General features: G+C 73.0%; 24 protein-coding genes. 13 read left to right on the top strand and 11 right to left on the bottom strand.

What is annotated here, in order from left to right; all coding sequences use genetic code 11:
• The first annotated feature begins 8 nt into the window (after positions 1-8).
• Positions 9-1,607, top strand: coding sequence for an MFS transporter (locus AB0K10_RS25595; RefSeq protein WP_363687451.1), 1,599 nt, complete (start codon positions 9-11; stop codon positions 1,605-1,607).
• Here AB0K10_RS25595 and AB0K10_RS25590 read toward each other — a convergent pair.
• The 4 genes from AB0K10_RS25590 to AB0K10_RS25575 all read right to left on the bottom strand — a co-directional run bounded on the left by AB0K10_RS25590 (position 1,597) and on the right by AB0K10_RS25575 (position 5,038).
• Positions 1,597-2,100 carry a hypothetical protein gene (locus AB0K10_RS25590; RefSeq protein ID WP_363687449.1) on the bottom strand — a complete coding sequence of 168 codons (504 nt, stop codon included), beginning with the start codon at positions 2,098-2,100 and terminating at the stop codon, positions 1,597-1,599. The genes AB0K10_RS25595 and AB0K10_RS25590 overlap by 11 nt on opposite strands.
• A gap of 67 nt (positions 2,101-2,167) precedes the next feature.
• On the bottom strand, positions 2,168-3,799 hold the full coding sequence (locus tag AB0K10_RS25585) for an ATP-dependent DNA helicase RecQ (protein ID WP_363687673.1): 1,632 nt from the start codon (positions 3,797-3,799) through the stop codon (positions 2,168-2,170).
• Between the two features lie 74 nt (positions 3,800-3,873).
• Positions 3,874-4,824, bottom strand: a complete 951-nt coding sequence (locus AB0K10_RS25580; protein ID WP_363687447.1) for a TIGR03557 family F420-dependent LLM class oxidoreductase — start codon at positions 4,822-4,824, stop codon at positions 3,874-3,876.
• An 88-nt stretch (positions 4,825-4,912) separates the two neighbouring features.
• Positions 4,913-5,038: a hypothetical protein gene (locus tag AB0K10_RS25575; protein ID WP_255421242.1), complete on the bottom strand. Its 126-nt coding sequence runs from the start codon at positions 5,036-5,038 to the stop codon at positions 4,913-4,915.
• 216 nt (positions 5,039-5,254) lie between these two features.
• Here AB0K10_RS25575 and AB0K10_RS25570 point away from each other — a divergent pair, with 216 nt between their 5' ends.
• Positions 5,255-6,748 carry a glycoside hydrolase family 3 N-terminal domain-containing protein gene (locus tag AB0K10_RS25570; protein ID WP_363687445.1) on the top strand — a complete coding sequence of 498 codons (1,494 nt, stop codon included), beginning with the start codon at positions 5,255-5,257 and terminating at the stop codon, positions 6,746-6,748.
• An 18-nt stretch (positions 6,749-6,766) separates the two neighbouring features.
• Here AB0K10_RS25570 and AB0K10_RS25565 read toward each other — a convergent pair whose 3' ends face one another.
• Both AB0K10_RS25565 and AB0K10_RS25560 read right to left on the bottom strand, forming a co-directional pair.
• The gene (locus AB0K10_RS25565) at positions 6,767-7,054 is read right to left on the bottom strand and encodes a GNAT family N-acetyltransferase (protein WP_363687444.1); all 288 of its coding nucleotides are present in this window, start codon (positions 7,052-7,054) and stop codon (positions 6,767-6,769) included.
• On the bottom strand, positions 7,051-8,277 hold the full coding sequence (locus AB0K10_RS25560) for a cysteine desulfurase-like protein (RefSeq protein WP_363687442.1): 1,227 nt from the start codon (positions 8,275-8,277) through the stop codon (positions 7,051-7,053). Before AB0K10_RS25560 ends, AB0K10_RS25565 begins: the two co-directional genes overlap by 4 nt.
• 75 nt (positions 8,278-8,352) lie before the next feature.
• Here AB0K10_RS25560 and AB0K10_RS25555 point away from each other — a divergent pair, with 75 nt between their 5' ends.
• The 7 genes from AB0K10_RS25555 to AB0K10_RS25525 all read left to right on the top strand — a co-directional run bounded on the left by AB0K10_RS25555 (position 8,353) and on the right by AB0K10_RS25525 (position 12,763).
• Entirely contained in the window at positions 8,353-8,718 is a 366-nt protein-coding gene (locus tag AB0K10_RS25555; protein ID WP_363687441.1) for a hypothetical protein, read from the top strand.
• A 58-nt stretch (positions 8,719-8,776) separates the two neighbouring features.
• Entirely contained in the window at positions 8,777-9,598 is an 822-nt protein-coding gene (locus tag AB0K10_RS25550; RefSeq protein WP_363687440.1) for a DUF1206 domain-containing protein, read from the top strand.
• A gap of 84 nt (positions 9,599-9,682) precedes the next feature.
• A complete protein-coding gene (locus AB0K10_RS25545; protein WP_363687439.1) occupies positions 9,683-10,879 on the top strand; it encodes a mechanosensitive ion channel domain-containing protein in 1,197 nt (398 codons plus the stop codon).
• A gap of 329 nt (positions 10,880-11,208) precedes the next feature.
• On the top strand, positions 11,209-11,643 hold the full coding sequence (locus AB0K10_RS25540) for a phage holin family protein (protein WP_363687438.1): 435 nt from the start codon (positions 11,209-11,211) through the stop codon (positions 11,641-11,643).
• Entirely contained in the window at positions 11,640-12,002 is a 363-nt protein-coding gene (locus tag AB0K10_RS25535) for a DUF3618 domain-containing protein (RefSeq protein WP_363687436.1), read from the top strand. Before AB0K10_RS25540 ends, AB0K10_RS25535 begins: the two co-directional genes overlap by 4 nt.
• On the top strand, positions 11,999-12,271 hold the full coding sequence (locus AB0K10_RS25530; RefSeq protein WP_007458126.1) for a DUF4235 domain-containing protein: 273 nt from the start codon (positions 11,999-12,001) through the stop codon (positions 12,269-12,271). The genes AB0K10_RS25535 and AB0K10_RS25530 overlap by 4 nt, the downstream gene beginning before the upstream one ends.
• Positions 12,272-12,559: 288 nt before the next feature.
• Complete coding sequence (locus tag AB0K10_RS25525; RefSeq protein WP_007458127.1) at positions 12,560-12,763, top strand: cold-shock protein; 204 nt, start codon at positions 12,560-12,562, stop codon at positions 12,761-12,763.
• Between the two features lie 103 nt (positions 12,764-12,866).
• On the opposite strand, the gene AB0K10_RS25520 is transcribed toward AB0K10_RS25525, so the two are convergent.
• Positions 12,867-13,061, bottom strand: coding sequence for a hypothetical protein (locus AB0K10_RS25520; protein ID WP_363687434.1), 195 nt, complete (start codon positions 13,059-13,061; stop codon positions 12,867-12,869).
• Positions 13,062-13,155: 94 nt separating this feature from the next.
• Positions 13,156-14,139, bottom strand: coding sequence for an aldo/keto reductase (locus tag AB0K10_RS25515; RefSeq protein ID WP_363687432.1), 984 nt, complete (start codon positions 14,137-14,139; stop codon positions 13,156-13,158).
• An 82-nt stretch (positions 14,140-14,221) separates the two neighbouring features.
• On the opposite strand from AB0K10_RS25515, the gene AB0K10_RS25510 reads away from it, so the two are divergent.
• A complete protein-coding gene (locus tag AB0K10_RS25510) occupies positions 14,222-15,016 on the top strand; it encodes a trans-aconitate 2-methyltransferase (RefSeq protein WP_363687430.1) in 795 nt (264 codons plus the stop codon).
• A complete protein-coding gene (locus AB0K10_RS25505; protein ID WP_363687428.1) occupies positions 15,013-16,035 on the top strand; it encodes an adenosine deaminase in 1,023 nt (340 codons plus the stop codon). Before AB0K10_RS25510 ends, AB0K10_RS25505 begins: the two co-directional genes overlap by 4 nt.
• A 269-nt stretch (positions 16,036-16,304) precedes the next feature.
• On the opposite strand, the gene AB0K10_RS25500 is transcribed toward AB0K10_RS25505, so the two are convergent.
• The gene (locus AB0K10_RS25500) at positions 16,305-17,708 is read right to left on the bottom strand and encodes a HAMP domain-containing sensor histidine kinase (RefSeq protein ID WP_363687426.1); all 1,404 of its coding nucleotides are present in this window, start codon (positions 17,706-17,708) and stop codon (positions 16,305-16,307) included.
• A 29-nt stretch (positions 17,709-17,737) separates the two neighbouring features.
• On the bottom strand, positions 17,738-18,427 hold the full coding sequence (locus AB0K10_RS25495) for a response regulator transcription factor (protein ID WP_007458139.1): 690 nt from the start codon (positions 18,425-18,427) through the stop codon (positions 17,738-17,740).
• A gap of 73 nt (positions 18,428-18,500) precedes the next feature.
• On the opposite strand from AB0K10_RS25495, the gene AB0K10_RS25490 reads away from it, so the two are divergent.
• Complete coding sequence (locus tag AB0K10_RS25490) at positions 18,501-19,418, top strand: ADP-ribosylglycohydrolase family protein (protein WP_363687424.1); 918 nt, start codon at positions 18,501-18,503, stop codon at positions 19,416-19,418.
• Between the two features lie 173 nt (positions 19,419-19,591).
• On the opposite strand, the gene AB0K10_RS25485 is transcribed toward AB0K10_RS25490, so the two are convergent.
• A complete protein-coding gene (locus tag AB0K10_RS25485) occupies positions 19,592-20,542 on the bottom strand; it encodes a DUF1775 domain-containing protein (RefSeq protein ID WP_363687422.1) in 951 nt (316 codons plus the stop codon).
• Positions 20,543-20,719: 177 nt separating this feature from the next.
• Between AB0K10_RS25485 and thrS the strand changes: the two genes are divergently transcribed.
• A complete protein-coding gene (thrS, locus tag AB0K10_RS25480; protein WP_363687420.1) occupies positions 20,720-22,729 on the top strand; it encodes a threonine--tRNA ligase in 2,010 nt (669 codons plus the stop codon).
• Positions 22,730-22,892: the final 163 nt, after the last annotated feature.

The raw sequence follows: 22,892 nt of genomic DNA, 5'->3' as shown, positions 1-22,892 counted from the left end.
AACTGATCATGACTTCCCCCACCACACAGGCATCCCGCGCGGGCCGGCGGGAGTGGATCGGGTTCGCGGTGCTGATGCTGCCGCTGCTCCTGGTCTCGATGGACGTGTCGGTGCTCTACTTCGCCGTCCCGTTCATCAGCGCGGAGCTGCGGCCCAGCGCCACCCAGCAGCTCTGGATCTTCGACATCTACGGCTTCGTGCTCGCCGGGCTGCTCATCACCATGGGCGCACTCGGCGACCGGATCGGGCGGCGTCGGCTCCTGCTGCTGGGCGCCACCGCGTTCGGCGCCGCGTCCCTGCTGGCCGCGTACGCCGACAGCGCCGCGACGCTCATCGCCGCCCGCGCCGTGCTCGGCGTCGGTGGGGCCACCCTGATGCCGTCCACGCTCGCCCTGGTGCGCAACATGTTCCACGACGCCAAGCAACGGGGCACCGCGATCGGCATCTGGACCGCCACGCTGACCGGCGGCATCGCCATCGGCCCGGTGCTCAGCGGCGTCCTCCTGGAGCACTTCTGGTGGGGCTCGATCTTCCTGATCAACATTCCGGCGATGCTGTTGCTGCTCCTGCTCGCCCCGGTCCTGGTGCCCGAGTTCCGTAACCCGGTGCGTGGGCGGTTCGACCTGGTCAGCGCGGCCCTGTCGCTCGGCGCGCTGCTGTCGGTGATCTACGGCATCAAGGAGATGGCCCGCGACGGCGTCAGCGCGGTGCGAGTGCTGGCAGTCGTCGCCGGCCTGCTCGTCGGGGCGCTCTTCCTGCACCGGCAGCGGACCCGGGCGTACCCGATGGTCGATCTGGCGCTGTTTCGCCGCCACGGCTTCGCCGGCTCGCTCGCGGTCAACCTGCTGGCGATGTTCGCCCTCGTCGGGTTCGCCATCTTCACCACCCAGCACCTGCAACTGGTGCTCGGCCTGAGCCCGCTGCGGGCGGCACTGTGGAGCCTCGTACCGTCCCTCGCCGTGGGCGGCGTCGCCCCGGCCGCCGCCGCGCTCGCCCAGCGCGTCGAGCGGGCGTACCTGATCGGCGCCGGCTTCGCGATCGCCGTGCTCGGCTTCGCGGTACTGACCCGGGTCACGCCCGAGACGCCGCTCTGGCTGCTGTTGCTCGGCGCCAGCGTGTACGCGGGCGGCCTGGTGATGGTGATGTCGCTTGTCACCGAGCTGGTCCTCGGTGCGGCGCCGCCGGAGCAGGCAGGTGTCGCATCCGCGCTTACCGAGTCCAGCAGCGAGCTGGGTGGCGCGCTGGGGATGGCCGTCCTGGGCAGCGTGGGGGCCGCGATCTACCGCCGCGAGGTCCTCGACGAGCTGCCGGCCGGGCTGCCGGGCCAGGCCCGCGACGCGGCCGGGGAGACGCTCGGCGGCGCCCTGGCCGTGAGCCGGGGACTGCCGGCGGAGCTGGGTGACGCGGTGCTGCACGCCGCCCGGTTCGCCTTCACCGACGGGCTGCACCTCGCCGCGATCGCCGCCATGGTGGCGATGGCTCTGGGCGCGGTGACCGCGCTGGTGACGCTGCGCGGCGTCCGGCCGGCCGACCCGGCGGCGCTGGCCGCCGAGTCGACCGAACCCAGCGGTACGCCGCTGTCGGAAGCGTCGTCGGTCAGTCGTTGAGCACGTGCGCGAGACGGTCGCGGAACCGCCGCTCCGAGTCGCTGATCGACTCGCCGCCGATGCCCAGCAGCCCGCCGCTGGACGCGGCGCCGACCACCTGCTCGGCGATCTTGACCAGCCAGTGCTTGTACGCGCCGGCCTCACCCTCGTCGACGCGGGCGGCCAGCAACGCGTTCGCCTCGCCGGCGCGCACCAGCACGTCGTCGATCATCGCGCCCGGGTCGGCGGGCGCGATGACCGGCAGCTCCTCGCCGCTGTCCGGGTCGCCGACCCGCGCGACGATCTCGCCGGCCACGGCGGCGACCAGCGGGCTGGCCGACTCCCGGCCCGCGGCGATGGTCTCCAGCCCGGCCGCGTTCTCCGCCATGGTCCGGCGGGTGCCGTCGGACTCGGCGGCGCTCGCCGCGGTCAGCACCGACTGCGGCAGGCCGACAAGCAGCCCCCACTCCCCGTCGGAGAAACCGAAACCGGTGTACGCCGGCTGCTCGATCACGGCAATGCCCCTTCCGCCCTGCTCAGTGTGGTCAATCCACGGGCCCCGCACCGGTGCCCGGGTCAGGCTAGTCCAGGGTCAGCAGCCCCTGCTCGGACACCACGCGCACCGACAACGTCTTGTACCCGACCTCATCGAAGAGGACGGTCATCTTGTCGTCCTCGTACGAGAGCACCAGGCCGTTGCCCCACTCCGCGTGGCGCACCTGGCTGTGCACGGGAAACGGTCCGACCGCGCCCTGGTCGGCCACGCTGGTGCCCCGGTGGCAGTTGTCGCAGTGCGCGCAGACCTCGGTCATCTGCTCGCCGAAGTAGGCCAGTAGGGTCTGCCCGCGACAGGCGGTGGTCTCGGCGAAGGCTCGCATCATGTCGGTGCGGGAGCGGGTCACCGTCTGCTGGCGTTCCGCCTCGGCCAGCGCCGCCGCCGCCGCGTCGGTAGGCGTGGGCGAGTAGCGGGGCGCCCCGACGCGCTGCCGGGCGCGCGGCTCGGCGGCGCCGACCTGCTCCAGCAGCGAGAGGTACTGGCCCAGCTTGCGCGGGCCGAGGCCGGTGGTCTCGCGCAGCTCGGTCTTGGTGGCCGGCTTGCGACGCAGCAGCGCGGCCAGGTCCCGCAGCTCGTCGGCGTCCGGCAGGCCGCCGCTGAAGAACCGTTGCAGGCCCACGTCCTCGGCCTGCCAGAGCAACAGCACCCGGGCCGGCTGGCCGTCGCGTCCGGCCCGGCCGATCTCCTGGAAGTAGCTGTCCGGCGAGTCGGGCAGCGCCATGTGCACCACCCAGGCGATGTTCGGCTTGTCGATGCCCATGCCGAACGCCGAGGTGGCCACCATGATCGGCACCTGGTCGGCGAGGAACGCCTCGTGCAGTTCGTTGCGCGCGCCGGCCGGCATCCCACCGTGGTAGAACTGCGCCGGGAAGCCCGCGTCGGTCAACCGGGCGGCCAGCTCCTCGGCGGATCGGCGGGTCGGCACGTAGATGATCCCCGGCCGTTCGTCGTCGCGCAGCAACGCGATCAGCCGCCGCCACCGGTAGTCCTCGGTGGGGCAGTGCGCCACCTCCAGGAACAGGTTGGGCCGGTCCAGCCCGGAGACGACCACCTCGGGGTCGCGCAGCCGCAGACGGGCGATGATGTCGTCGCGGACCGGCGGGGAGGCGGTGGCGGTCAGCGCGACCACCGGCGGCCGGCCGATGCCCTCGATGAGGTGACCCAGCGCCAGGTAGTCGGGCCGGAAGTCGTGCCCCCAGGCAGAGATGCAGTGCGCCTCGTCGATCGCCACCAGCGCCGGCTTCAGCGCGGCGACCTCGGCCATCCGGTCGGGGTTGCTCAACTGCTCCGGTGTGATGAACAGGAACTCCGCCCGGCCCGACTGGATCTCGGCGATCGCCTCGGCCTGCTGTGCGGCCGACTCGTTCGAGCTGATCCGCACCGCCCGCAGCTCCGGACGCTGTCGCTCGTTGAGCGCCGCGATCTGGTCCTGCTGGAGAGCGAGCAGTGGGGAGATCACCACGGTCGGGCCGGGGATCAGGCTGGCCGGGATCTGGTAGATCGCCGACTTGCCGGCGCCGGTGGGCAGCACCACCAGGGCGTCGCGTCGCTTCATCACCGCGCGCATGGCGGCGAGCTGGTTGGGCCGCAGCGCTTTCCAGCCGAAGAGGCTCCGCGCCGCGCGGCGCAACGTCATCGAGTGCGTGGACAGTTTCATCGAGGGCCGGAGGTACCCGAGCCCACGAGCGCCGAAACGCATCCGGCGATCATGGGCTCGGGCTGATCCGGGACTCAGCGCAGGCGGGGGAGTACCTCGCGCTGGTAGAGGTCGAACAGGCCCTGGTAGTGCGGGCCGGTGTTGGCCACGTACACCTCGTCGAAGCCGGCCTTGGCGTACTTGTCGATCATCTCCAGGTGCGCGTCGGCGTTGTTGCCGCAGACGAACGCGTCCCGCACCATCTCCGGCGTGACCAGCTCGGCGGCCTGCTCGAAGTGGCGCGGCGAGGGCAGCACCTGGGAGAGCTCGCCCGGCACCCCGGCGTTGGGCCAACGCTCGTACGCGATCCGCGCGCCCTCCTCCTCGCTCGCCGCGTACGCCGCCTTGAAGCCGGCCTGGCACGGCTTGTCGCCGCCGCCGTTCTCCCGGAAGCGCCGCACCAGGTCGCCGTCGGGCATGGTGCTCACGTAGCCGTCGCCGATGCGGGCGGCCAGGTCGACGGCCTTCGGCCCGAAGCCGGAGACGTAGATCGACGGCGGGGTGTCGGGCAGCGTGTAGATCCGGGCGTTCTCCACCGTGTAGTGCGTGCCGCGGTGGTTGACGAACCCGCCGCCCCACAGCTCGCGCAGTACCTCGACGGCCTCCTCCAGCATCTCCAGCCGGACGTCGGCCTGCGGCCAGGCGTCGCCGAAGATGTGCTCGTTGAGCGCCTCGCCGGTGCCGACGCCGAGCACGAACCGCCCGCCGTGCAGCACCGCGCTTGTCGCCGCCGCCTGCGCGATCACGGCCGGGTGGATCCGCACGGTCGGGCAGGTCACCGCCGTGGTCACCGGCAGCGAGCAGACCTGGCTGAGCGCGCCGATCATCGACCAGACGAACGGGCTCTGCCCCTGCGCGTCCACCCAGGGGTGGTAGTGGTCGGAGATCCACAGAGCCTCGAAGCCGGCGCGTTCGGCACCGCGCGCCTGCTCCACCAACTCGGCCGGCGTGTACTCCTCACTGGACAGAAAGTAACCAATCTTCATCGCTTCCCCTTCGGCGCGCGGACGTGCTGATGAGGAAGCCGTACCCCGGTCGCGGTCGGTCACACCCGGCTCGCCGGGCCGGAGGCGCTCAGCGCCTGCCGAACATCGCCCGGATCGCGGCGAGCAGCAGCAGGGCGCCTACCACCAGGCCGAGCAGGCGTACGCCGGGGATGTCGGCCGGGCTCGTGGCATCGGCCAGCAGGGCGGGATCCATCCCCGCACTCTCCCGGGAACGGTGCCGCCGGGCAACTGTAAGGTTTATTGACTATTGAATCGCTCGGTGTGACCATGGCAGCACCGCCCGCCGGTGGCGGTGCGCCGAGGGCGTGCGAGAGATGGGGTACGGGGGCCGCATGAGCGAGCGCAACCAGCGGGTCGGCGGGTACGCGCCGATGTCCGCGACCGACGCCTACCGCTGCGCGGGGACGGCGTGACCGCGCCCGCCGGGCACCTTCCGGCGCTGGCCGCCGCCGTCCTGCAGCCCGGGTTCGTCGGCACCACGCCGCCGCCCTGGGTGTGCCGCTGGCTCGGCGAGGGGCTCGGCTCGGTGGTGCTCTTCGCCCGCAACGTCGTCGACAGCACCCAGGTGGCGGCGTTGACCGCGACGCTGCGCGCGGAGCGGCCGGACGTCATCGTGGCGATCGACGAGGAGGCCGGCGACGTCACCCGCATCGAGTCCGCCCGCGGCAGCTCCCGGCCGGGCAACTTCGCCCTCGGCGCGGTCGACGACCCGGCGCTGACCGAGGCGGTCGCCCACGACCTCGGCGTCGAGCTGGCGGCGGCCGGGGTGACCCTCGACTACGCGCCGGACGCCGACGTCAACTCCAACCCGGCCAACCCGGTGATCGGCGTCCGATCGTTCGGGGCCGAGCCGGCGCTCGTCGCGCGGCACACCGCCGCCTGGATCCGCGGGTTGCAGCGCGGCGGCGTGGCCGCCTGCGCCAAGCACTTCCCCGGGCACGGTGACACCCGCGTCGACTCCCACCACGACCTGCCCCTGATCACCGCCGACCGGGCCCGCCTGGACGCCTGCGAGCTGGCGCCGTTCCGCTCCGCCGTGGCGGCCGGCGTGCAGGCGGTGATGACCGGCCACCTCCTGGTGCCCGCGCTCGACGAGCGGCTGCCGGCCACGCTGAGTCAACGCATCCTGGGCGGGCTGCTCCGCGACGAGATGGGTTTCTCCGGCGTGGTGGTGACCGACGCGGTGGAGATGCGCGCGGTCGCCGACCGGTACGGCTTCGCCGGCGCCGCGGTGCGGGCGCTCGCCGCCGGGGCCGACGCGATCTGTGTCGGTGGTGAACGGGCCGACGAGGGGGCGGCCCGGGAGCTGCGCGACGCCATCGTGGCGGCCGTCATCGCCGGTGAGCTGCCCGAGGAACGCCTCGCCGAGGCCGCCAAGCGGGTCGGCCAGCTCGCCGCCTGGACGGTGGCCGCCCGCGCCGGCCGCTCGGGCGCCGCGCCCGGGCCCGCCGACGTCGGGCTGGTCGCCGCCCGCCGTGCCGTACGGGTCACCACCGGCCCGGCCGCGCCCCGCACGCTGCCGCTGACCCGCGCCGCGTACGTGGTCGAGTTCGAGCCGCCGCGCAACATCGCCATCGGCGCGGAAACCCCGTGGGGTCTCGGCGAGCCGCTGGGCGAGCTGCTGCCCGGCACCACGACGGTCCGCCACGGCGAGCCCGACGTGCCCGCCGATCCGGGTGCCGGGGCCGGGGACCGCCCCCTCGTCCTGGTGGTCCGTGACCTGCACCGGCACGAGTGGATGCGGGCGGCGGTCCGCTCGGCGCTCAGCGCTCGGCCCGACGCCGTCGTGGTCGAGCTGGGCGTGCCCGAGCTGGTCACCGGGTCGGTGCACCTGGCCACGCACGGCGCCACCCGGGCCAGTGGGCAGGCCGCCGCCGAGGTGCTCACCGGTCGGGCCGGCTGACCCCTGGCCGGGCCGGCCCTACGGCTGTTCGGCGACCAGGTCGGCGTACTCGGGGTGCTTGTCGATGAACGCGGCCACGAACGGGCACTGCGGCACCACCCGGCCGCCGCGAGCGCGCACCTGATCCAGGGTGCCCCGGATCAACACGCTGCCGACCCCCTTGCCCTGGAAGCCGCGGTCCACCTCGGTGTGGGTGAAGACCAGCACCTCCCCCCGGGGCACGTACGCGGTGAAGCCGGCCAGCGCGTCGTCGACCAGGATCTCGAAGCGGTTCTTGGCGGGGTTGTCCTCGACGAGGGTGCTCACCGGACCATTGTCCCCGTCCGGTCGGCCACCGCGTCGAGTTCGGCCAGCAACCGGTCCACCTCGTCCGCCGTGTTGTAGTGGTAGATGCTGGCCCGCACCGCCCCGCCGCTGTCGCGCAACCCCATCGTCTGGAAGTACTCGTAGGCGTAGTAGTCGCCGGACGACAGGCAGAACCCGGCGTCGCCCAGCGCCTGCTGGGTCGCCGCCGGCGACATCCCGGCGACCCGGAAGGAGACCGTCGGGCAGCGCCGGGCCGGCGAGCCGTAGACGGTGATGGCGGGCCGCGCGGCGAGCCCGGCGAGCAGCCGATCCAGCAGCGCCTCCTCGTGCGCCTGCGCGGCGGCCAGGCCGGCCCGCAGTCGCGCCCGACGGTCACCTACCGCATCCGGGTCCAGCCCGGCCAGGTGGTCCACCGCGGCGGTCACACCGGCCAGCAGCGCGAAGCTCGGGGTGCCGTACTCGAAGCGGTCCGGGACCGCGTCGGAGGACGGCACCAGCTTCGTCGGGCGCAGCTCCGCCCACCGGGCCGGGTCGGCCACCATCGCGGCCAGGTGCGGCCCGGACCACTTGTACGCGCTGGTGACCAGCACGTCGGCACCGAGCGAGGCCAGGTCGGTCGGGCCGTGCGGCACCGAGTGCACCCCGTCGACGCAGACCAGCGCGCCGACGGCGTGCGCGGCCTTGGCGATCGCCGGCACGTCCGGCACGGTGCCGATGGCGTTGCTGCCGGCGGTCACCGCGACCAGCCGGGTCCGCTCACCGATCAGGTCGGCGTACTGGCCGGTGGGCAGCTCACCGGTGTGCCTGTCGAACTCGGCCCAGCGCACCGTCGCGCCGGCCACCTCGGCGGCCTGCACCCACGGGCGCACGTTGGCGTCGTGGTCGAGCCGGGACACCACCACCTCGTCGCCCGGCCGCCAGCCCGCGCCGAGCGTACGGGCCAGGGTGTACGTCAGCGCGGTGGCGCTCGGGCCGAGCACCACGCCGTCCGGCTCGGCGCCGAGCAGGTCGGCGACCGCCTGGCGGGCTGCCGCCACCACCTCCAGCGAGCGGCGGCCCGGCGTGAACGCGGCGCTACGGTTGCCGACGGCCGCGCGCAGCACGTCGGTGACCGCGTCGATCACACCGGCCGCGGTCTGGGTCCCTCCGGCACCGTCGAGGTGGACGAAGCCCTCGGTCAGGGCGGGATAGGCGGCCCGGGTACGGGCGATGTCGAAGGCCATGCCGGGACCCTAGCCGGGGTGCCTTCGGCGCTCGCTCTCGCCTGGGCGTCGCGGACGTCTCGTACCCTTGGAAAGGTGACGAACCGACCCGCCACCATCCCCCTGTCCCCCGTTCGCCGCGCCGCCGGGCTGTTCGCCGGTCTGGCGCTCGGCCTCGCCGTGCTCGCCGGTTGCAGCTCCCAGGGCGCCTCCACCGACTGCGGGCTGGACGCCTGCACGGTCACCTTCGAGCGGGGTGTCGACGCGAGCGCCACCATCCTGGGCGTCGAGGCCAAGCTGGTCGGCGCCGAGGGCGACCAGGTGACCGTCGAGGTCGCCGGCGAGCAGCTCACCCTCACCACCGGCCAGCAGGCCACCGAGGCCGGCGGTTTCGCGGTCACGCTGGACAGCGTCACCGACCAGCAGGTCAAGATCCGCGTTTCCCGCAACCCGGGCAACTGACCTGGCGGGCGGCGGTGGCCGACGTTTGGGGATCTCCGAAATCGGAGATTGTGACGGCATGTCACTCACCCGTAGCGCCGAAGCCACCGCCTCCCGAGCGGCGGACAGCCGGTGGCTGGAACTCCTCGCCCGGGCCGGCTTCATCGGCTACGGCATCGTCCACCTGCTCTTCGCCTGGCTGGCCCTGCAGATCGCGTTCGGCACGTCGTCCGACGACGGCGACCAGTCCGGCGCGCTGCGGACGCTCTCCGCGCAGCCCCTCGGTAAGTTCCTGGTCATCGCCGTCGCTGTCGGTCTGCTCGCGATGGCGATCTGGCAGGGGCTGGAGGCGGCCGCCGGGCACCGCGCCGAGCGCGGCAAGGAGCGCGTCACCGAGCGGCTGGCCTCGGCCGGCCGGACCATCGTCTACCTCTACTTCGCGTGGACCGCGTTCAAGGTCTTCTCCGACGCCGGCTCCAACAGCGCCGACAACCAGGAGGCGCTGAGCGGCAAGCTGATGACCTCCACCGGCGGTCGCTGGCTGGTCGGTCTGGCCGGGCTGGTGGTCGCCGCGATCGGTGTCGGCCTGGTGATCTACGGGCTGAAGAAGACGTTCGAGAAGCACCTCAAGACCGGCGAGATGAGCCCGAAGACCCGCACGCTCGCCCGCCGGCTCGGCATCGCCGGGTACGTCGCCAAGGGCGTCGCGTACGGCATCGCCGGCCTGCTGGTGATCATCGCGGCGGTGAACTACGACCCGAAGAAGGCCCGTGGTCTGGACGCCGCGCTGCACACCCTGCGCGAGCAGTCGTACGGCACGTTCCTGCTGACCCTTGTCGCCCTGGGCATCGCCTGCTTCGGCGTCTACTGCTTCCTCCAGTCCCGGTACCGCAAGGTCTGACGCTGGTCGATATCGGGGAACGTCGGGCACTATTGGGCTTTTGCCCGAAGTACCGACCCCCGGTCGAAGGGAAGCGACCCACCCGTGCAGAGCTATCTGGAAACGGCCGTCGCCGCGCTCGCCGCGGCGGCGGTCGCCCTTTTCCTTGTCGAAATCGTGCACCGGCTCACCCGACGGTTCGGCCGCCGGTCGCTGCTGCTGACCGAGTTGACCGATCACGCGCACCGCCCGTTCCAGGTCGCCGCCACGGTCCTCGCGGTGCAGTTCGCCGTCCGCTTCAGCACCGGGTACGCCGTCGGTGTGAGCTGGCGGCGGCTGCTGCTGCACCTGCTGGTGCTCTGCGTGATCGCCAGCACGGCCTGGCTGGTGGCGGCGCTGCTGATCGTCGTGGAGGACACCGCGCTCGCCCGGTTCCGCGTCGACGTGCCCAACAACCGGCACGCCCGGCGGGTGCGTACCCAGGTGGTGATGCTGCGGCGGCTGACCGTCGCGGTGATCGTCATCCTGACCGTCGGCGTGATGCTGATGACGTTTCCGAGCGTGCGCGGAATCGGCGCCGGCGTCCTGACCTCCGCCGGTGTGGTCGGTGTGGTCGCCGCGCTGGCCGCCCAGAGTCTGCTCGGCAACGTCTTCGCCGGGCTGCAACTCGCCTTCAGCGACGCCGTCCGCCTCGACGACGTGGTGGTCGTCGAGGGGGAGTGGGGTCGGATCGAGGAGCTGACCCTCAGCTACGTGGTGGTTCAGATCTGGGACGACCGGCGGCTGATCCTGCCCACCTCGTACTTCACCAGCAAGCCCTTCCAGAACTGGACGCGGACCGAGGCGGCGGTGCTCGGCACCGCCGAGTTCGACGTCGACTGGGCCGTACCGGTGCAGACCATGCGGGAGGAACTGCGCCGGCTCGTCGAGGGCACCGAGCTGTGGGACGGCCGCGTCTGCGTCCTGCAGATCACCGACGCCACCGGCGGGACGGTACGGGTGCGCGCGCTGGTCAGCGCCGCCGACGCGGGCAGCCTGTGGGACCTGCGCTGCCTCGTCCGCGAGCACCTGGTGGCCTGGATCCGGGACAACCGGCCCACCGCGATGCCCCGGATTCGTACCGAGCTGGGCGACGCCAACAGCAACCTGCCCTGGCAGTGGGTGCAGCCCCGGCGGCCGACCCGCCGTGCGGCCGCCACCGAGGCCCCTGACGACGCGCGCGTCTTCGGCGGCAGCGACGACGGCGACGCGCGCAGCGAAGCCTTCGTCGGCCCCGAGGAGACCGCCCCCTCCCGCGCCTGACGCCACCACCGCGGTCACCCGAGCGTGATCCCACGCGTGTTCCAGGATCGAGTGGCCTCCGCCCGCCGGGGAGGCCACTCGATCCGTGTTCGGGGTGATCTCTGTGCCCTGTCGGGCGCGGGCTCGTGAGCGGCGGGGTGGGTGAGAGGTTTGGGCGGCCTTGGGTGGGGGATCTGCTGCCGGGCGTCTCTTCGGCGATTGCGGGGTTCGGCCGCCGGGTGCGCGGCGCGGCGATCGGACAACAGGAACGGTCACCGACCAGTGGCGCTCTAGGATTGACGGGCGGCAACTCCGGGCATACAGCGCGGTGATGAGGAAAGGAGGACAGCATGGCTGACGTGGCAAATGCCCGCACATCCCGCAATGGGAGCGAGCCCTCCACCGCCGAGCTGGTGCAGCGGGCCACCGAACAGGTCTCCCGTCTGATACGAGACGAACTGACGCTGGCCCGGGCGGAGTTGACCCAGAAGGGCAAGCACGCCGGAATCGGGATCGGCCTGTTCGGCGGCGGCGGCGCGCTGGCGTTCTACGGTCTTGGCGCGCTTGTCGTCACGGCGATCCTGCTGCTCGACCTGGTGCTGCCCGCCTGGGCCGCCGCGTTGATCGTCGCGGTGGCGCTCTTCCTGGTGGCCGGCATTCTCGCGCTGGTGGGCAAGAAGCAGGTCAGCCGTGCCGTCCCGCCGATGCCGGCGGCAGCGGTCCGCAGCCTCCGGGCTGACGTGGACACCGTCGCCGCCGCGGTGAAGGACAGGGGTCGGGCATGACGGGCAACGGGACGGGCGACACCGAGGCGCTCCGGGAGGAGATCCGCCGCACGCGGGTCGAGCTGGGCGAGACGATGGAGGCGCTGGCCGCCAAGGCGGACGTCAAGGCCCGCCTGAAGGAGTCCGCCGAGCAGGCGCGGGAGCGGGTGCGCGAGCAGGCGGCGCAGACCGTGGCCCGGGTCCGCGGGCAGGCCGCGCGCGGCGCCGAAATGGCCCGCGCGCAGGCCAACGACAAGGGCGGCCTGGTCCGCGAGAAGAGCGAGCTGGTTCGACGCAACCCGGTGCCGTGGGCGGCGATCGCCGCCGGCGCGGTGGCCACCGTGGTCGTGCTGATGATCGTGCGGGGGAGGCGTAGGTGAGCAGGAGCATCGGCAAGGTGGCGTACCGGCCGGTCGGCGTGTTGTTGGGTATCGCCGCGGGCACGGTGGCCGGCGCGATCTTCCGGCAGGTCTGGAAGGTCACGGCGGGCGACGGCGAGGCGCCCAACGCCACCGACGAGGACCGCGGCTGGGGCGAGATCCTGGCCGCCGCGGCGTTGCAGGGGGCCATCTTCGCGGTGGTCCGCGCCGCCGTCGACCGGGGTGGAGCGGTGGGTGTCCGCCGGATGACCGGCCACTGGCCGGACTGACCGACGCATCGACTCAGGCCCCCTTCCCGCATCGACGGGGAGGGGGCCTTTCGCACGGCTCGGCACGCCGCCCGACGATCTCAGACATCCGTCAGGTCACATGTCGGAGAAATTCGTGGGAGAGGTCGTGACAGAGTTTTCGGGTCCGTGATTTGCTGTTCCACGCTGCTGCGAGATGGCGTGGGTTGAGAGAAGTTCCCTTCGTGGGGGCCGCCTCAGGCGCCGCTGCTCGAAACGGCCAATCGGCCGCACGGCGTGCACGGCCACCAGTTTTAGAAGGAGATACACATGGCGCAGGGAACCGTGAAGTGGTTCAACGCTGACAAGGGCTTCGGCTTCATCACCGTCGACGGCGGGGGTGCTGACGTGTTCGTCCACTTCTCGGCCATCCAGACGAGCGGCTACCGCTCGCTGGAGGAGAACCAGCGGGTGGAGTTCGAGATCGCTCAGGGTCAGAAGGGCCCGCAGGCCGAGCAGGTCCGTCCGCTCTGATCAGAGTGGCTGGCCCTCGTCGGTCAGAGGACGACCCGGCCAGGGGTCGTTGTAGTAAAGCCCCGTATCCCTTCCGGGATGCGGGGCTTCCCACTGTCACCCGTCAGAGTCGGCGGCGCGAGCGCAGGCCCAGCCAGAGCACGACCACGCCGACCAGGGCCACGATCGGGCCGATCACCGCCCAGATCCGCTCGTCGGTCATCGCGCTGCCGCTGACGTAGCCGAGCCCCTGCACCGTCCACACCGCACCGATCACCACGGCCAGCAGGCCGAGGGTGAGCGTCAGCCAACCCCTCACCGCGCGCCCTCCTTCCCGGATCCGGCGGCACACCGCCCCCGGGTGCCAGCATCGCCGTTGTGACGGCTTGACGCGAGCACCCGGGGTGGGCGGTTCACCACCGGTCGTGCACCTGCGGACGGATCAGCTCGTCGTAGACCTCGCGTACACCCGTCTGTTGCGCGGCCGTGAGCGGCGGCAGGTCGGCCGCGGCGGCGTTGCGCCGGGCCTGCTCGGCGTCGCGGGCGCCGGGGATGACGACCGTGACACCGGCCTGGTCCAGCACCCACCGCAGCGCGAACTGCGCCATCGTACGGTCGGAGTCGACAAGGGGGGCGAGGCGGCGGACGGCCGCGAGGCCCTGCGTGTAGTCGACGCCGGAGAACGTCTCGCCCACGTCGAACGCCTCGCCGTGCCGGTTGTAGTTGCGGTGGTCGTCGGCGGGGAACTCGGTGTGCTCGTCGTAGCGGCCGGAGAGCAGGCCGCTGGCCAGGGGCACCCGGGCGATGATGCCGACGCCGGCCTGCGCGGCCGCCGGCAGCACCTGCTCCAGCGGCTTGTGCCGGACGGCGTTGAGGATGATCTGGACACTTGCCACACCGGGCCGGGCGATGGCGGTGAGTGCCTGGTCGCAGGTCTCCACGCTGACCCCGTACCCCGCGATGGCCTTCTCGGCGACGAGGGTGTCCAGGGCGTCGAACACCGCGTCGTCGGCGAAGACGGCGCTCGGCGGGCAGTGCAGCTGGACCAGGTCCAGGGTGTCCATCCCGAGGTTGGCCCGGGACCGGTCGGTCCACTCGCGGAAGTGGGCCAGGGTGTACGCCTCCGGGCGCTGCTCGACGCGCCGGCCCATCTTGGTGGCGACGGTCAGGCCGGCGTCCGGCCGGGAGCGCAGGAAGCGGCCGATCAGTTGCTCGCTGCGGCCGTCGCCGTACACGTCGGCGGTGTCCAGAAAGGTGACTCCGGCGTCCACCGCGGCGGTGAGCACCGCCATGGCGTCGGCCTCGCTGACCGTGCCCCAGTCGGCGCCGAGCTGCCAGGCGCCCAGGCCGACCACTCCGACGGTCCGGCCGAGCCGGTTGAAGCTGCGCTGTTCCATGCCCCGAGCCTAGTGATCGGGTTGCCGGCCTGCCACGCGAGCCGTACGGTAAACAAGACGGACGTACGGTTTGGAGGCGACGATGTGGGATCCGACGACGTACCTGCGCTACGGCGACGAGCGCTCCCGACCGTTTCACGACCTGGTGGCCCGGGTCCCCGCCGACCGGCCCCGCACGGTGGTGGACCTCGGCTGCGGCCCCGGCCAGCTCACCGCCACCCTCGCCGAGCGCTGGCCGGCCGCCCGGGTCCTCGGCCTCGACTCCGCGCCGGAGATGATCCACCGGGCGCGCGACCTGCCGACCCCCGTCGAGTTCGCCGTCGCCGACCTGCGCGAGTGGCGGCCGACCGGCGACGAGGACGTGGTGGTCACCAACGCGGCGCTGCAGTGGGTGCCCGGCCACCAGGAGCTGCTGCGCCGCTGGGCCGCCGAGCTGCCCGCCGGCGCCTGGCTCGCCATGCAGGTCCCCGGCAACTTCGACGCCCCGTCGCACCGGGCGCTGCGCGAGGTCGCCGGCCGCCCGGCCTGGCGTGCTCGGCTCGCTCCGCTGCTGCGCGCCGACCCGGTCGACGACCCGGCCGACTACGCGGAGCTGCTGACCGCCGCCGGCTGCGCGGTGGACGCCTGGGAGACTACCTACGTGCACCTGCTGCCGGCCGAACCCGCCGCCGACCACCCGGTGCTGGCCTGGATGGAGGGCACCGCGCTGCGCCCCGTCCGGGCCGCCCTGGACGCCGCCGGCTGGTCGGCCTTCCGGGCCGAGCTGGGCGTACGGCTCACCGCCGCGTACCCGGTGCGGCACGGTCAGGTGCCCTTCCCGTTCCGCCGCGTCTTCGTCGTCGCCCGCACCGGCGCCCATGCCCAGGAGAACCCGTGACCGATCTTTCCACCTTCATCGCCGACCTGCCCAAGGTGGAGCTGCACGTGCACCACGTCGGCTCCGCCTCGCCCCGGATCGTCGCCGAGCTGGCCGCCCGGCACGAGGGTCGCTCGCCGGTGCCTGCCGACCCGGCGGCCCTCGCCGACTACTTCGAGTTCCGCGACTTCGCGCACTTCATCGAGGTCTACCTGAGCGTCGTCGACCTCATCCGCGACCCGGAGGACGTCTGGCTCCTCACCCACGAGGTGGCCCGGGAACTGGCCCGCCAACAGGTCCGGTACGCGGAGCTGACCATCACCCCGTACTCGCACGTGCGGCGGGGCATCCCCGCACCGGCGTTCTGTGAGGCGATCGAGGACGCCCGCAAGCGCGCCGCCGCCGACTTCGGCCTCGACCTGCGCTGGTGCTTCGACATCCCCGGCGAGGCCGGCCTGCCGGCGGCCGAGGAGACGCTGCGCATCGCGCTCGACGAGCGCCCCGACGGCCTGATCAGCTTCGGTCTCGGCGGCCCGGAGATCGGCGTACCCCGGCCGCAGTTCAAGCCCTTCTTCGACCGGGCCCGCGCGGCCGGGCTGCGCTCGGTGCCGCACGCCGGGGAGACCACCGGCCCGCAGACGATCTGGGACGCGCTCAACGAGCTGAGCGCCGAGCGGATCGGCCACGGCATCTCCGCCGCACAGGACCCGGAGCTGCTCACGTACCTCGCCGAGCGGCAGATCGGGATGGAGATCTGCCCGACGTCGAACGTCCGCACCCGGGCCGTGGCCAGCCTCGACGAGCACCCGCTGCCCCGGCTGGTGGAGGCCGGGCTGCTCGTCACCATCAACTCCGACGATCCGCCGATGTTCGGCACCACCCTCAACGACGAGTACGCGGTGGCGGCCCGGCTGCTCGGGGCGGGCCCGCAGGAGCTGGCCGCGCTGGCCCGCAACGCGGTCACCGCGTCCTTCCTCGACCCGGCCGGCAAGCAGCGGATCGCCGCCGAGATCGACGCGTACCTCGCCACCGCCGGCTGACGCCGGTCGGGCGGGTCGGGTGAAGGGGCGCGCGGCGGGAGCGTTGGTGTGGGGGGACCTGAGACTCCCGCCGCGCGCGTGGCTCCACCGGCCGGTGGGTGCGCGGTGCGCTGGCCGGTGGAACTGGTGGGTTCGTGCTCTGATCCTGTCAGCCCGCGAGCGCCTGACCGCCGTCGTTAACCGCGATCTAAGGAAGACTTGCGCCGCCGCACAGCCCCGGCCCGCTCAGCCGATCGGAGCGCCCCGTCAGCCGATCGGTGGGGGAGGGCTCAGTCGTCGGTGGGGCGCTGGCGGGGCCAGCGACGGCCGCTCGTCTTCTGGTCCCGGGCGTCGCGTGCCATCCGACCCACGAGGCCGAACCGGCTGACCTGCCGGGGCGTCGCCTCCGGGTCGGCGAGCAGCATCACCACGCTGGCGCCGCCCAACCGGGCCCGGTCGATGCTGACCGAGCCGTTGGCCTGCAACGCCACCCGCTTGGCGATGTCCAGACCGAGGCCTGTCGAGCCCTGGTCGCTGGTGCCCCGCCGCAGCGCCCGGTCCGGGTTGGCGATGCCCGGGCCCGCGTCGTCGATCCGGATCGCCACGTACCCGTCGCGGCGGGACACGGCCACCTCGAACGCCGTGCCCTGCGGGGTGTAGCGGAAGACGTTGCCGATCACCGCGTCCAGCGCGGCGGCCAGCTCGGCGCGCGGCACCGGCGCGGGGATGCGCAGCTGCGCGCCGTTGACCCGGTGCGGCCGGTTCTGGTCGCCGGCGAGCGCCGCCCAGAACACCATCCGGTCCCGGACGACCTCGCTGACGTCGCACATCGCCGGGCCGGCCTCGTGGGCCACCGCCTTGCGGGTGGTCTTGATCAGCACGTCGATCTCACCTTCGAGGGTGACGATCGCCTGCCGGATCCGCCGGATGCCCCGCAGCCGGTCCAGCTCCGCCGGGCTGAACGAGCCCACGCTGGTGTCGTCGGACTCCAGCGCCTCCGCGTCCAGCCGGAGCACTGTCAACGGCGTCCGCAGCCGGTGTGACAGGTCGGCCACCAGCTCCCGCTCGTCGGTGCGCGCCGCGTCCAGCCGGTCGGCCATCCGGTTGAAGGCGTACCCGGCCTCCGTCAGCTCACGAGGGCCCGTCGGCTCCACGCGTACGCCCAGGTCGCCGTCGCCGATCGACAGGGCCGCCTGGACCAGACCGCGGGTGGCCTCCACCGCGCGTGCGGCCACCCGGTCGACCACCAGCACCGCCGCGCCGGCCATCGCCGCACCCACCCCGAACAGCAGCAGCCAGGTGCCGCCGGCGCCCTCGCCCAACGTCGAGTCCGCCACGAACACCTCGACCACTGCCGTCTTGTCGCCGAGGACCACCGGGTCGAGCCGGACCACCCCGCCGTCGACGTCGGTGACCAGGGAGCGCCGCTCGGCGCGGGCCCGGTCCAGGTCGCTGCCGCTGGCGCGGCCGGCGGACTCGTCCAACCCCAGGCCGTGCACCACCGGCCGGGACGACGTGCCGTCACCACTGGCCACGACGGCGCGTTCCACCACCGTCGGGTCGGTGCTCACCGCCAGCGCACCGGTCACCAGGGCACTGCGTCGGGCCGCGTCGGCGATCGCCTCCTCCCGCGTCTGCCCCCGCAGGCTCAACCCGAGCGGGATCAGGAACGCGAGCGCGACGAGACTGCACATGCCGGCCGTGAGCAGGGCCAGCGCCGTCCTCAGTCCGGTGCCACCAGCCGGAACCCGACCCCCCGCACGGTGCGCAGGTAGCGCGGCTTCGCCGCGGACTCGCCCATCTTTCGGCGGAGCCAGTACAGGTGTACGTCGATGGTCTGATCCTCGCCGACCGATGGCTGCCGCCATACCTCCTCCAAGAGTTCCCGGCGGGACACTACCCGCCCGGGTCGTGCGGCGAGATACGCCAGCAGGTCGAATTCCTTACGGGTCAGCGCGAGCGGCTCCCCGTCGAGTTGGGCGCTGCGCTCACCGACGTCCACCCGCAATCCGCCGACCGTGTGCACCGCGGGCTGCACCGTCCGGCTGGCCCGCCCGGCCCGCCGCAGCACAGTGGTGATGCGGGCGTCCAGGTGCGCGCCCGTGAACGGCTTGACCATGTAGTCGTCGGCCCCGGCGCGCAGCAGCTTGACCACCGACTGCTCGTCGTCGCGGGCGGTGGCGATGATGATCGGCACGTCGGTGATGCCGCGCAGCATCCGCAGCGCGTCGGAACCGTCCAGATCGGGCAGGCCGAGGTCCAGCACCACCAGGTCGGGTGTCTCCGCGGCGACCCGGCGCAGCGCGTCCAGGGCGGTGCCCACGGCGTGCACGGCATGCCCCCGGTCAGCGAGGGACCGCAGCATCGCGCCGCGTACGACGTGATCGTCTTCGACCAGGAGCACGGAGGCCACGACAAGACCGTACTTGGCCTGGCAAGTTGATCGCGTTGCGACGTACGTGTGAACCGGGCAAGCTGGTACGACGATGTCCTTCACCCTGTTCGCCGACGCCCGACTGGCGCTCGCCCGGGACAGCCTCGCCGGCCTCTCCACAGGCGACGCGCTCGGCGCACGGTACTTCCTGCCGGGCCCGCCGGAGGAGCTCACCGACGCGACGCTGCCGCCCGCGCCCTGGGAGTGGACCGACGACACCGAGATGGCCTGCTCGGTCCTCGCCGAGCTGGCCCACTCCGGTGACGTCGACCGCGACCGGCTGGCCCTGGCCTTCGCCGAGCGGTGTGCTCCACGCCGGGGCTACGGGGCCGGCGCGATGGCGATCCTGCGGCTGATCCGCACCGGCACCCCGTGGCCGGTGGCCGCCGCGTCCGCCTTCGACGGCCAGGGCTCCTGCGGCAACGGCGCGGCGATGCGGGTGGGTCCGCTGGGCGCGTACTTCGCCGACTCCACCGCCCGCGCCGTCGCGCAGGCCCGCGCCTCGGCCGAGGTGACCCACGCGCATCCCGAGGGGATCGCCGGTGCGGTGGCGGTCGCCGTCGCCGCCGCGCTCGCCGCCCGGGCCCGCCTCGACGGGCACCGGCCAGATCCGGGCCGCCTGCTCGCCGGGGTCGCCGCCGCGCTGGACCCGGGCAGCGAGGTGCACCGGAGCGTGAGCCGGGCGGCGGGGCTGCTCGGCCGACCGGTGGACCGGGTGGTGGCGGAACTCGGCAACGGCTCCCGGGTGACCGCGCAGGACACCGTCGGATTCACCCTCTGGGTGGCCGCGACCCACCTCGACGACTATCCGACGGCGATCCTGAGGTGTGTCCGGGCGGGCGGTGACATGGACACCACGGCCGCCATCGTCGGGGCGATCGTGGCCGCGTACACGGGTGTCGGCACTCCGGGCGGGGTGCCCGAGGCGTGGCTGACCGCCCGCGAGCCGCTACCCACCTGGCTCCCCTGACCATCCGGGCCCCTGGCCGCCCTGACCGCCCTGGTCATGATCAACTCGGCATCCTGCAAATCGGGGTGTCCAGGCGGCTGCGATGCCGCGGTTTGCAGGAACCCGAGTGGATCACCGCTAAATCGGGCTGTCCGGGCGGCCAGGATGCCGCGGTTTCCGGGAACCCGAGTGGATCACCGCGATGCTGCGGGAGCAGCGTGCTGGCGGTCGGCGGGCGCGGCGGTGTCGCCCGCGCGGCCGGTGATCTCGGCGAGGTTCGCGTCCTCGGCCGGGTCGCCGGTCACCTCGGCAGGCGCCGTGGCCTCGGCTGGGTCGCCGGTGATCTCGGCCAGGGCCGCGTCCTCGGCCGGGTCGCGTCGCCGCCACCGGCTGACCAGCCAGCCGATCGCGGCGCCGCCGCCCAGGCCGGCCAGCAGCCCGCCGGCGAGCATCGCGTCGGCGTTGCCGGACTCCTCGCCGGAGCCACCCGACCCGTTCACCGATGCGTCGCCGCCGTCGGCGTCCCGCGCGCCGGCCGCGGGATCGTTCGCCGCGCCGGCCGCCGGAGCGCCGTGCCCGCCGTGTCCGACCGGGCCGGCCGCACCCGCGGCAGCGGGCAGCAGCGTCAGCACCGGGGCACGGTGCGCGCCGCTGGCGTCCGCCCACCGGACGACAGTGCCGTCGGCGTACGTCTGGACGACCTCGAAGGTGAGCCGCTCCGCCTGCGGCAGCGGGCCCATGGACAGGGCCAGGCGGGCCGGGCCGGACGCGCCCGCGCCGACCCGAACCCAGGTCACCGCCGTGGTCACGGTACTCACCCCGGAGGAGTGGATGCCGGCCACCGGCGTGTCCAGCGTGCGAGAGCTGATCGTGGGTGCCCAACCGTCGACCGACATCGGGTAGACCTCGGCCACCGGGGCGTCGGCAGGCAACCGGACCTCGATCCGGGTGGTGGTCGTGCCGGCCCGCTCCTCGGGCACGCTGAACTCCAGCCGTACGGCGTCGCCCTGCCGTGCCTCGGTCGGGGTGGTCGTCACGTCCGCGGCGTGCGCCGCCGTACCGGGCCAGAGCAGCAGCCCCGCGGCGGTCAGCGCGGTCACCGCCGCGATCCGCCGCGGGCGGCCTCCGCCGTGCGTGCTCGCCATCTCGTGCCCCCATCCGTCTCGACGCGACCGGTACCGGTTTCCGGCCACACCACGTAGTTCGGAAACGAGGCGCGAAAGGTTCAACGCGAGCCGTCTGGAAGGCGCCGACGGTGCGACCGATAGCATCGGCCAAGAGCCGAGGATCGGCACCGTTTCGTACCGCTTGGAGGAGTCACCGTGTCCGCACCCCGTACCCCCGCCGTGGCCGACCCCGTCGTCGTCGCCGCCGGGACGACGGCGGCCGACGCGGTGGCCGCGGCCGGACTGCCCGCGAACGGCCCCAAGGCGATCGTCGTGGTCCGCGACCCGCAGGGCCAGCTGCGCGACCTGGACTGGGCGCCGGCCGAGGAGACAGTCGTCGAGCCGGTCAGCCTGGACTCGCCGGACGGGCTCAACGTGCTGCGCCACTCCACCGCGCACGTGCTCGCCCAGGCCGTGCAGGACGTCTTCCCCGAGGCCAAGCTGGGCATCGGCCCGCCCATCGAGAACGGCTTCTACTACGACTTCGACGTCGCCAAGCCGTTCCAGCCCGATGACCTCAGCAAGATCGAGAAGCGCATGCAGGAGATCGTCAAGAGCGGGCAGCGGTTCCGTCGTCGCCGCTTCGGCAGCCTGGACGAGGCGCGCGCCGAGCTGGCCGACGAGCCGTTCAAGCTGGAGCTGATCGAAGTCAAGGGCGAGGGCCTGGACACCGACGAGGTGATGGAGGTCGGCGGCGGCGAGCTCACGATCTACGACAACCTCGACGCCAAGGAGGACAAGGTCTGCTGGTCGGACCTGTGTCGGGGTCCGCACCTGCCGACCACCCGACTGATCGGCGCGTTCAAGCTGATGCGCTCGGCCGCCGCGTACTGGCGCGGGTCGGAGAAGAACCCCCAACTGCAGCGGGTGTACGGCACCGCGTGGCCGACCCGCGACGAGCTCAAGGCGTACCTGAAGCTGTTGGAGGAGGCCGCCCGGCGCGACCACCGCAAGCTCGGCGCGGACCTGGACCTGTTCAGCTTCCCCGACGAGATCGGCTCGGGCCTCGCGGTCTTCCACCCCAAGGGCGGCATCATCCGCCGGGAGATGGAGCACTACTCGCGGCGTCGGCACGAGGAGGCGGGGTACGAGTTCGTCAACACCCCGCACATCACCAAGGCGCAGCTGTTCCAGACCTCCGGTCACCTGCCGTACTACGCGGACACCATGTTCCCGCCCATGCAGCTGGAGGGCGCGGACTACTACCTCAAGGCGATGAACTGCCCGATGCACAACCTGATCTTCAGGGCGCGCGGGCGGTCGTACCGGGAGCTGCCGCTGCGGATGTTCGAGTTCGGCACCGTCTACCGGTACGAGAAGTCCGGCGTCGTGCACGGCCTGACCCGGGTGCGCGGCCTGACCCAGGACGACTCGCACATCTACTGCACCCGCGAGCAGATGGCCGGCGAGCTGACCACGCTGCTGAGCTTCGTGCTCGACCTGCTGCGCGACTACGGCCTGGACGACTTCTACCTGGAGCTGTCGACCCGCGACGACTCGCCCAAGTTCATCGGCGCGGACGAGGACTGGGAGGAGGCGACCGAGGCGCTGCGGACCGCCGCCGAGACCTCCGGCCTGGACCTGGTGCCCGACCCGGGCGGCGCGGCGTTCTACGGGCCGAAGATCTCCGTGCAGGCGCGGGACGCGATCGGCCGGACGTGGCAGTTGTCCACCCTTCAGGTCGACTTCAACCAGCCGGAGCGGTTCGGTCTGGAGTACCAGGCAGCCGACGGCAGCCGGCAGCGGCCCGTGATGATCCACCGGGCGCTGTTCGGGTCGATCGAGCGGTTCTTCGGGGTGCTCACCGAGCACTACGCGGGGGCGTTCCCGGCCTGGCTGGCGCCGGTGCAGGTGGTCGGCATCCCGATCCGCGAGGACCACACCGACTACCTGCACGGCTTCGTCGCGGCGCTGCGCGCCGAGGGCATCCGGGCGCAGGTGGACGCGGGTGACGACCGGATGCAGAAGAAGATCCGTACCGCCCAGCAGCAGAAGATCCCGTTCATGGTGATCGCCGGCGACGACGACGTGGCCGCCGGCACCGTCTCCTTCCGCTACCGCGACGGCTCCCAGCGCAACGGGGTGCCGATCGCCGAGGCGGTCACCCACGTCCTCGACGTGGTGACCTCCCGCACGAACATCGGCCCGTCGGCCGCTGCGGAGTAGGAACTGTCGGGCGCCGTGCCTGATCGTGCTCGATCCAGGAAGTGGGGGGGGGGCCCCCCCGGGGGGGGGGCCCCCCCCCCCCCCGCGGGGGGGGGGGGACCCCCCCCCGGCGGGCCCCCGGGGGCGGGAGGCCCCCCCGGGGGGGCGGCCCCCCCCCCCCGCC

Source organism: Micromonospora sp. NPDC049274 (assembly GCF_040678875.1).
Lineage (GTDB): Bacteria > Actinomycetota > Actinomycetes > Mycobacteriales > Micromonosporaceae > Micromonospora.
This window is presented reverse-complemented; position numbering and strand designations above follow the sequence as displayed.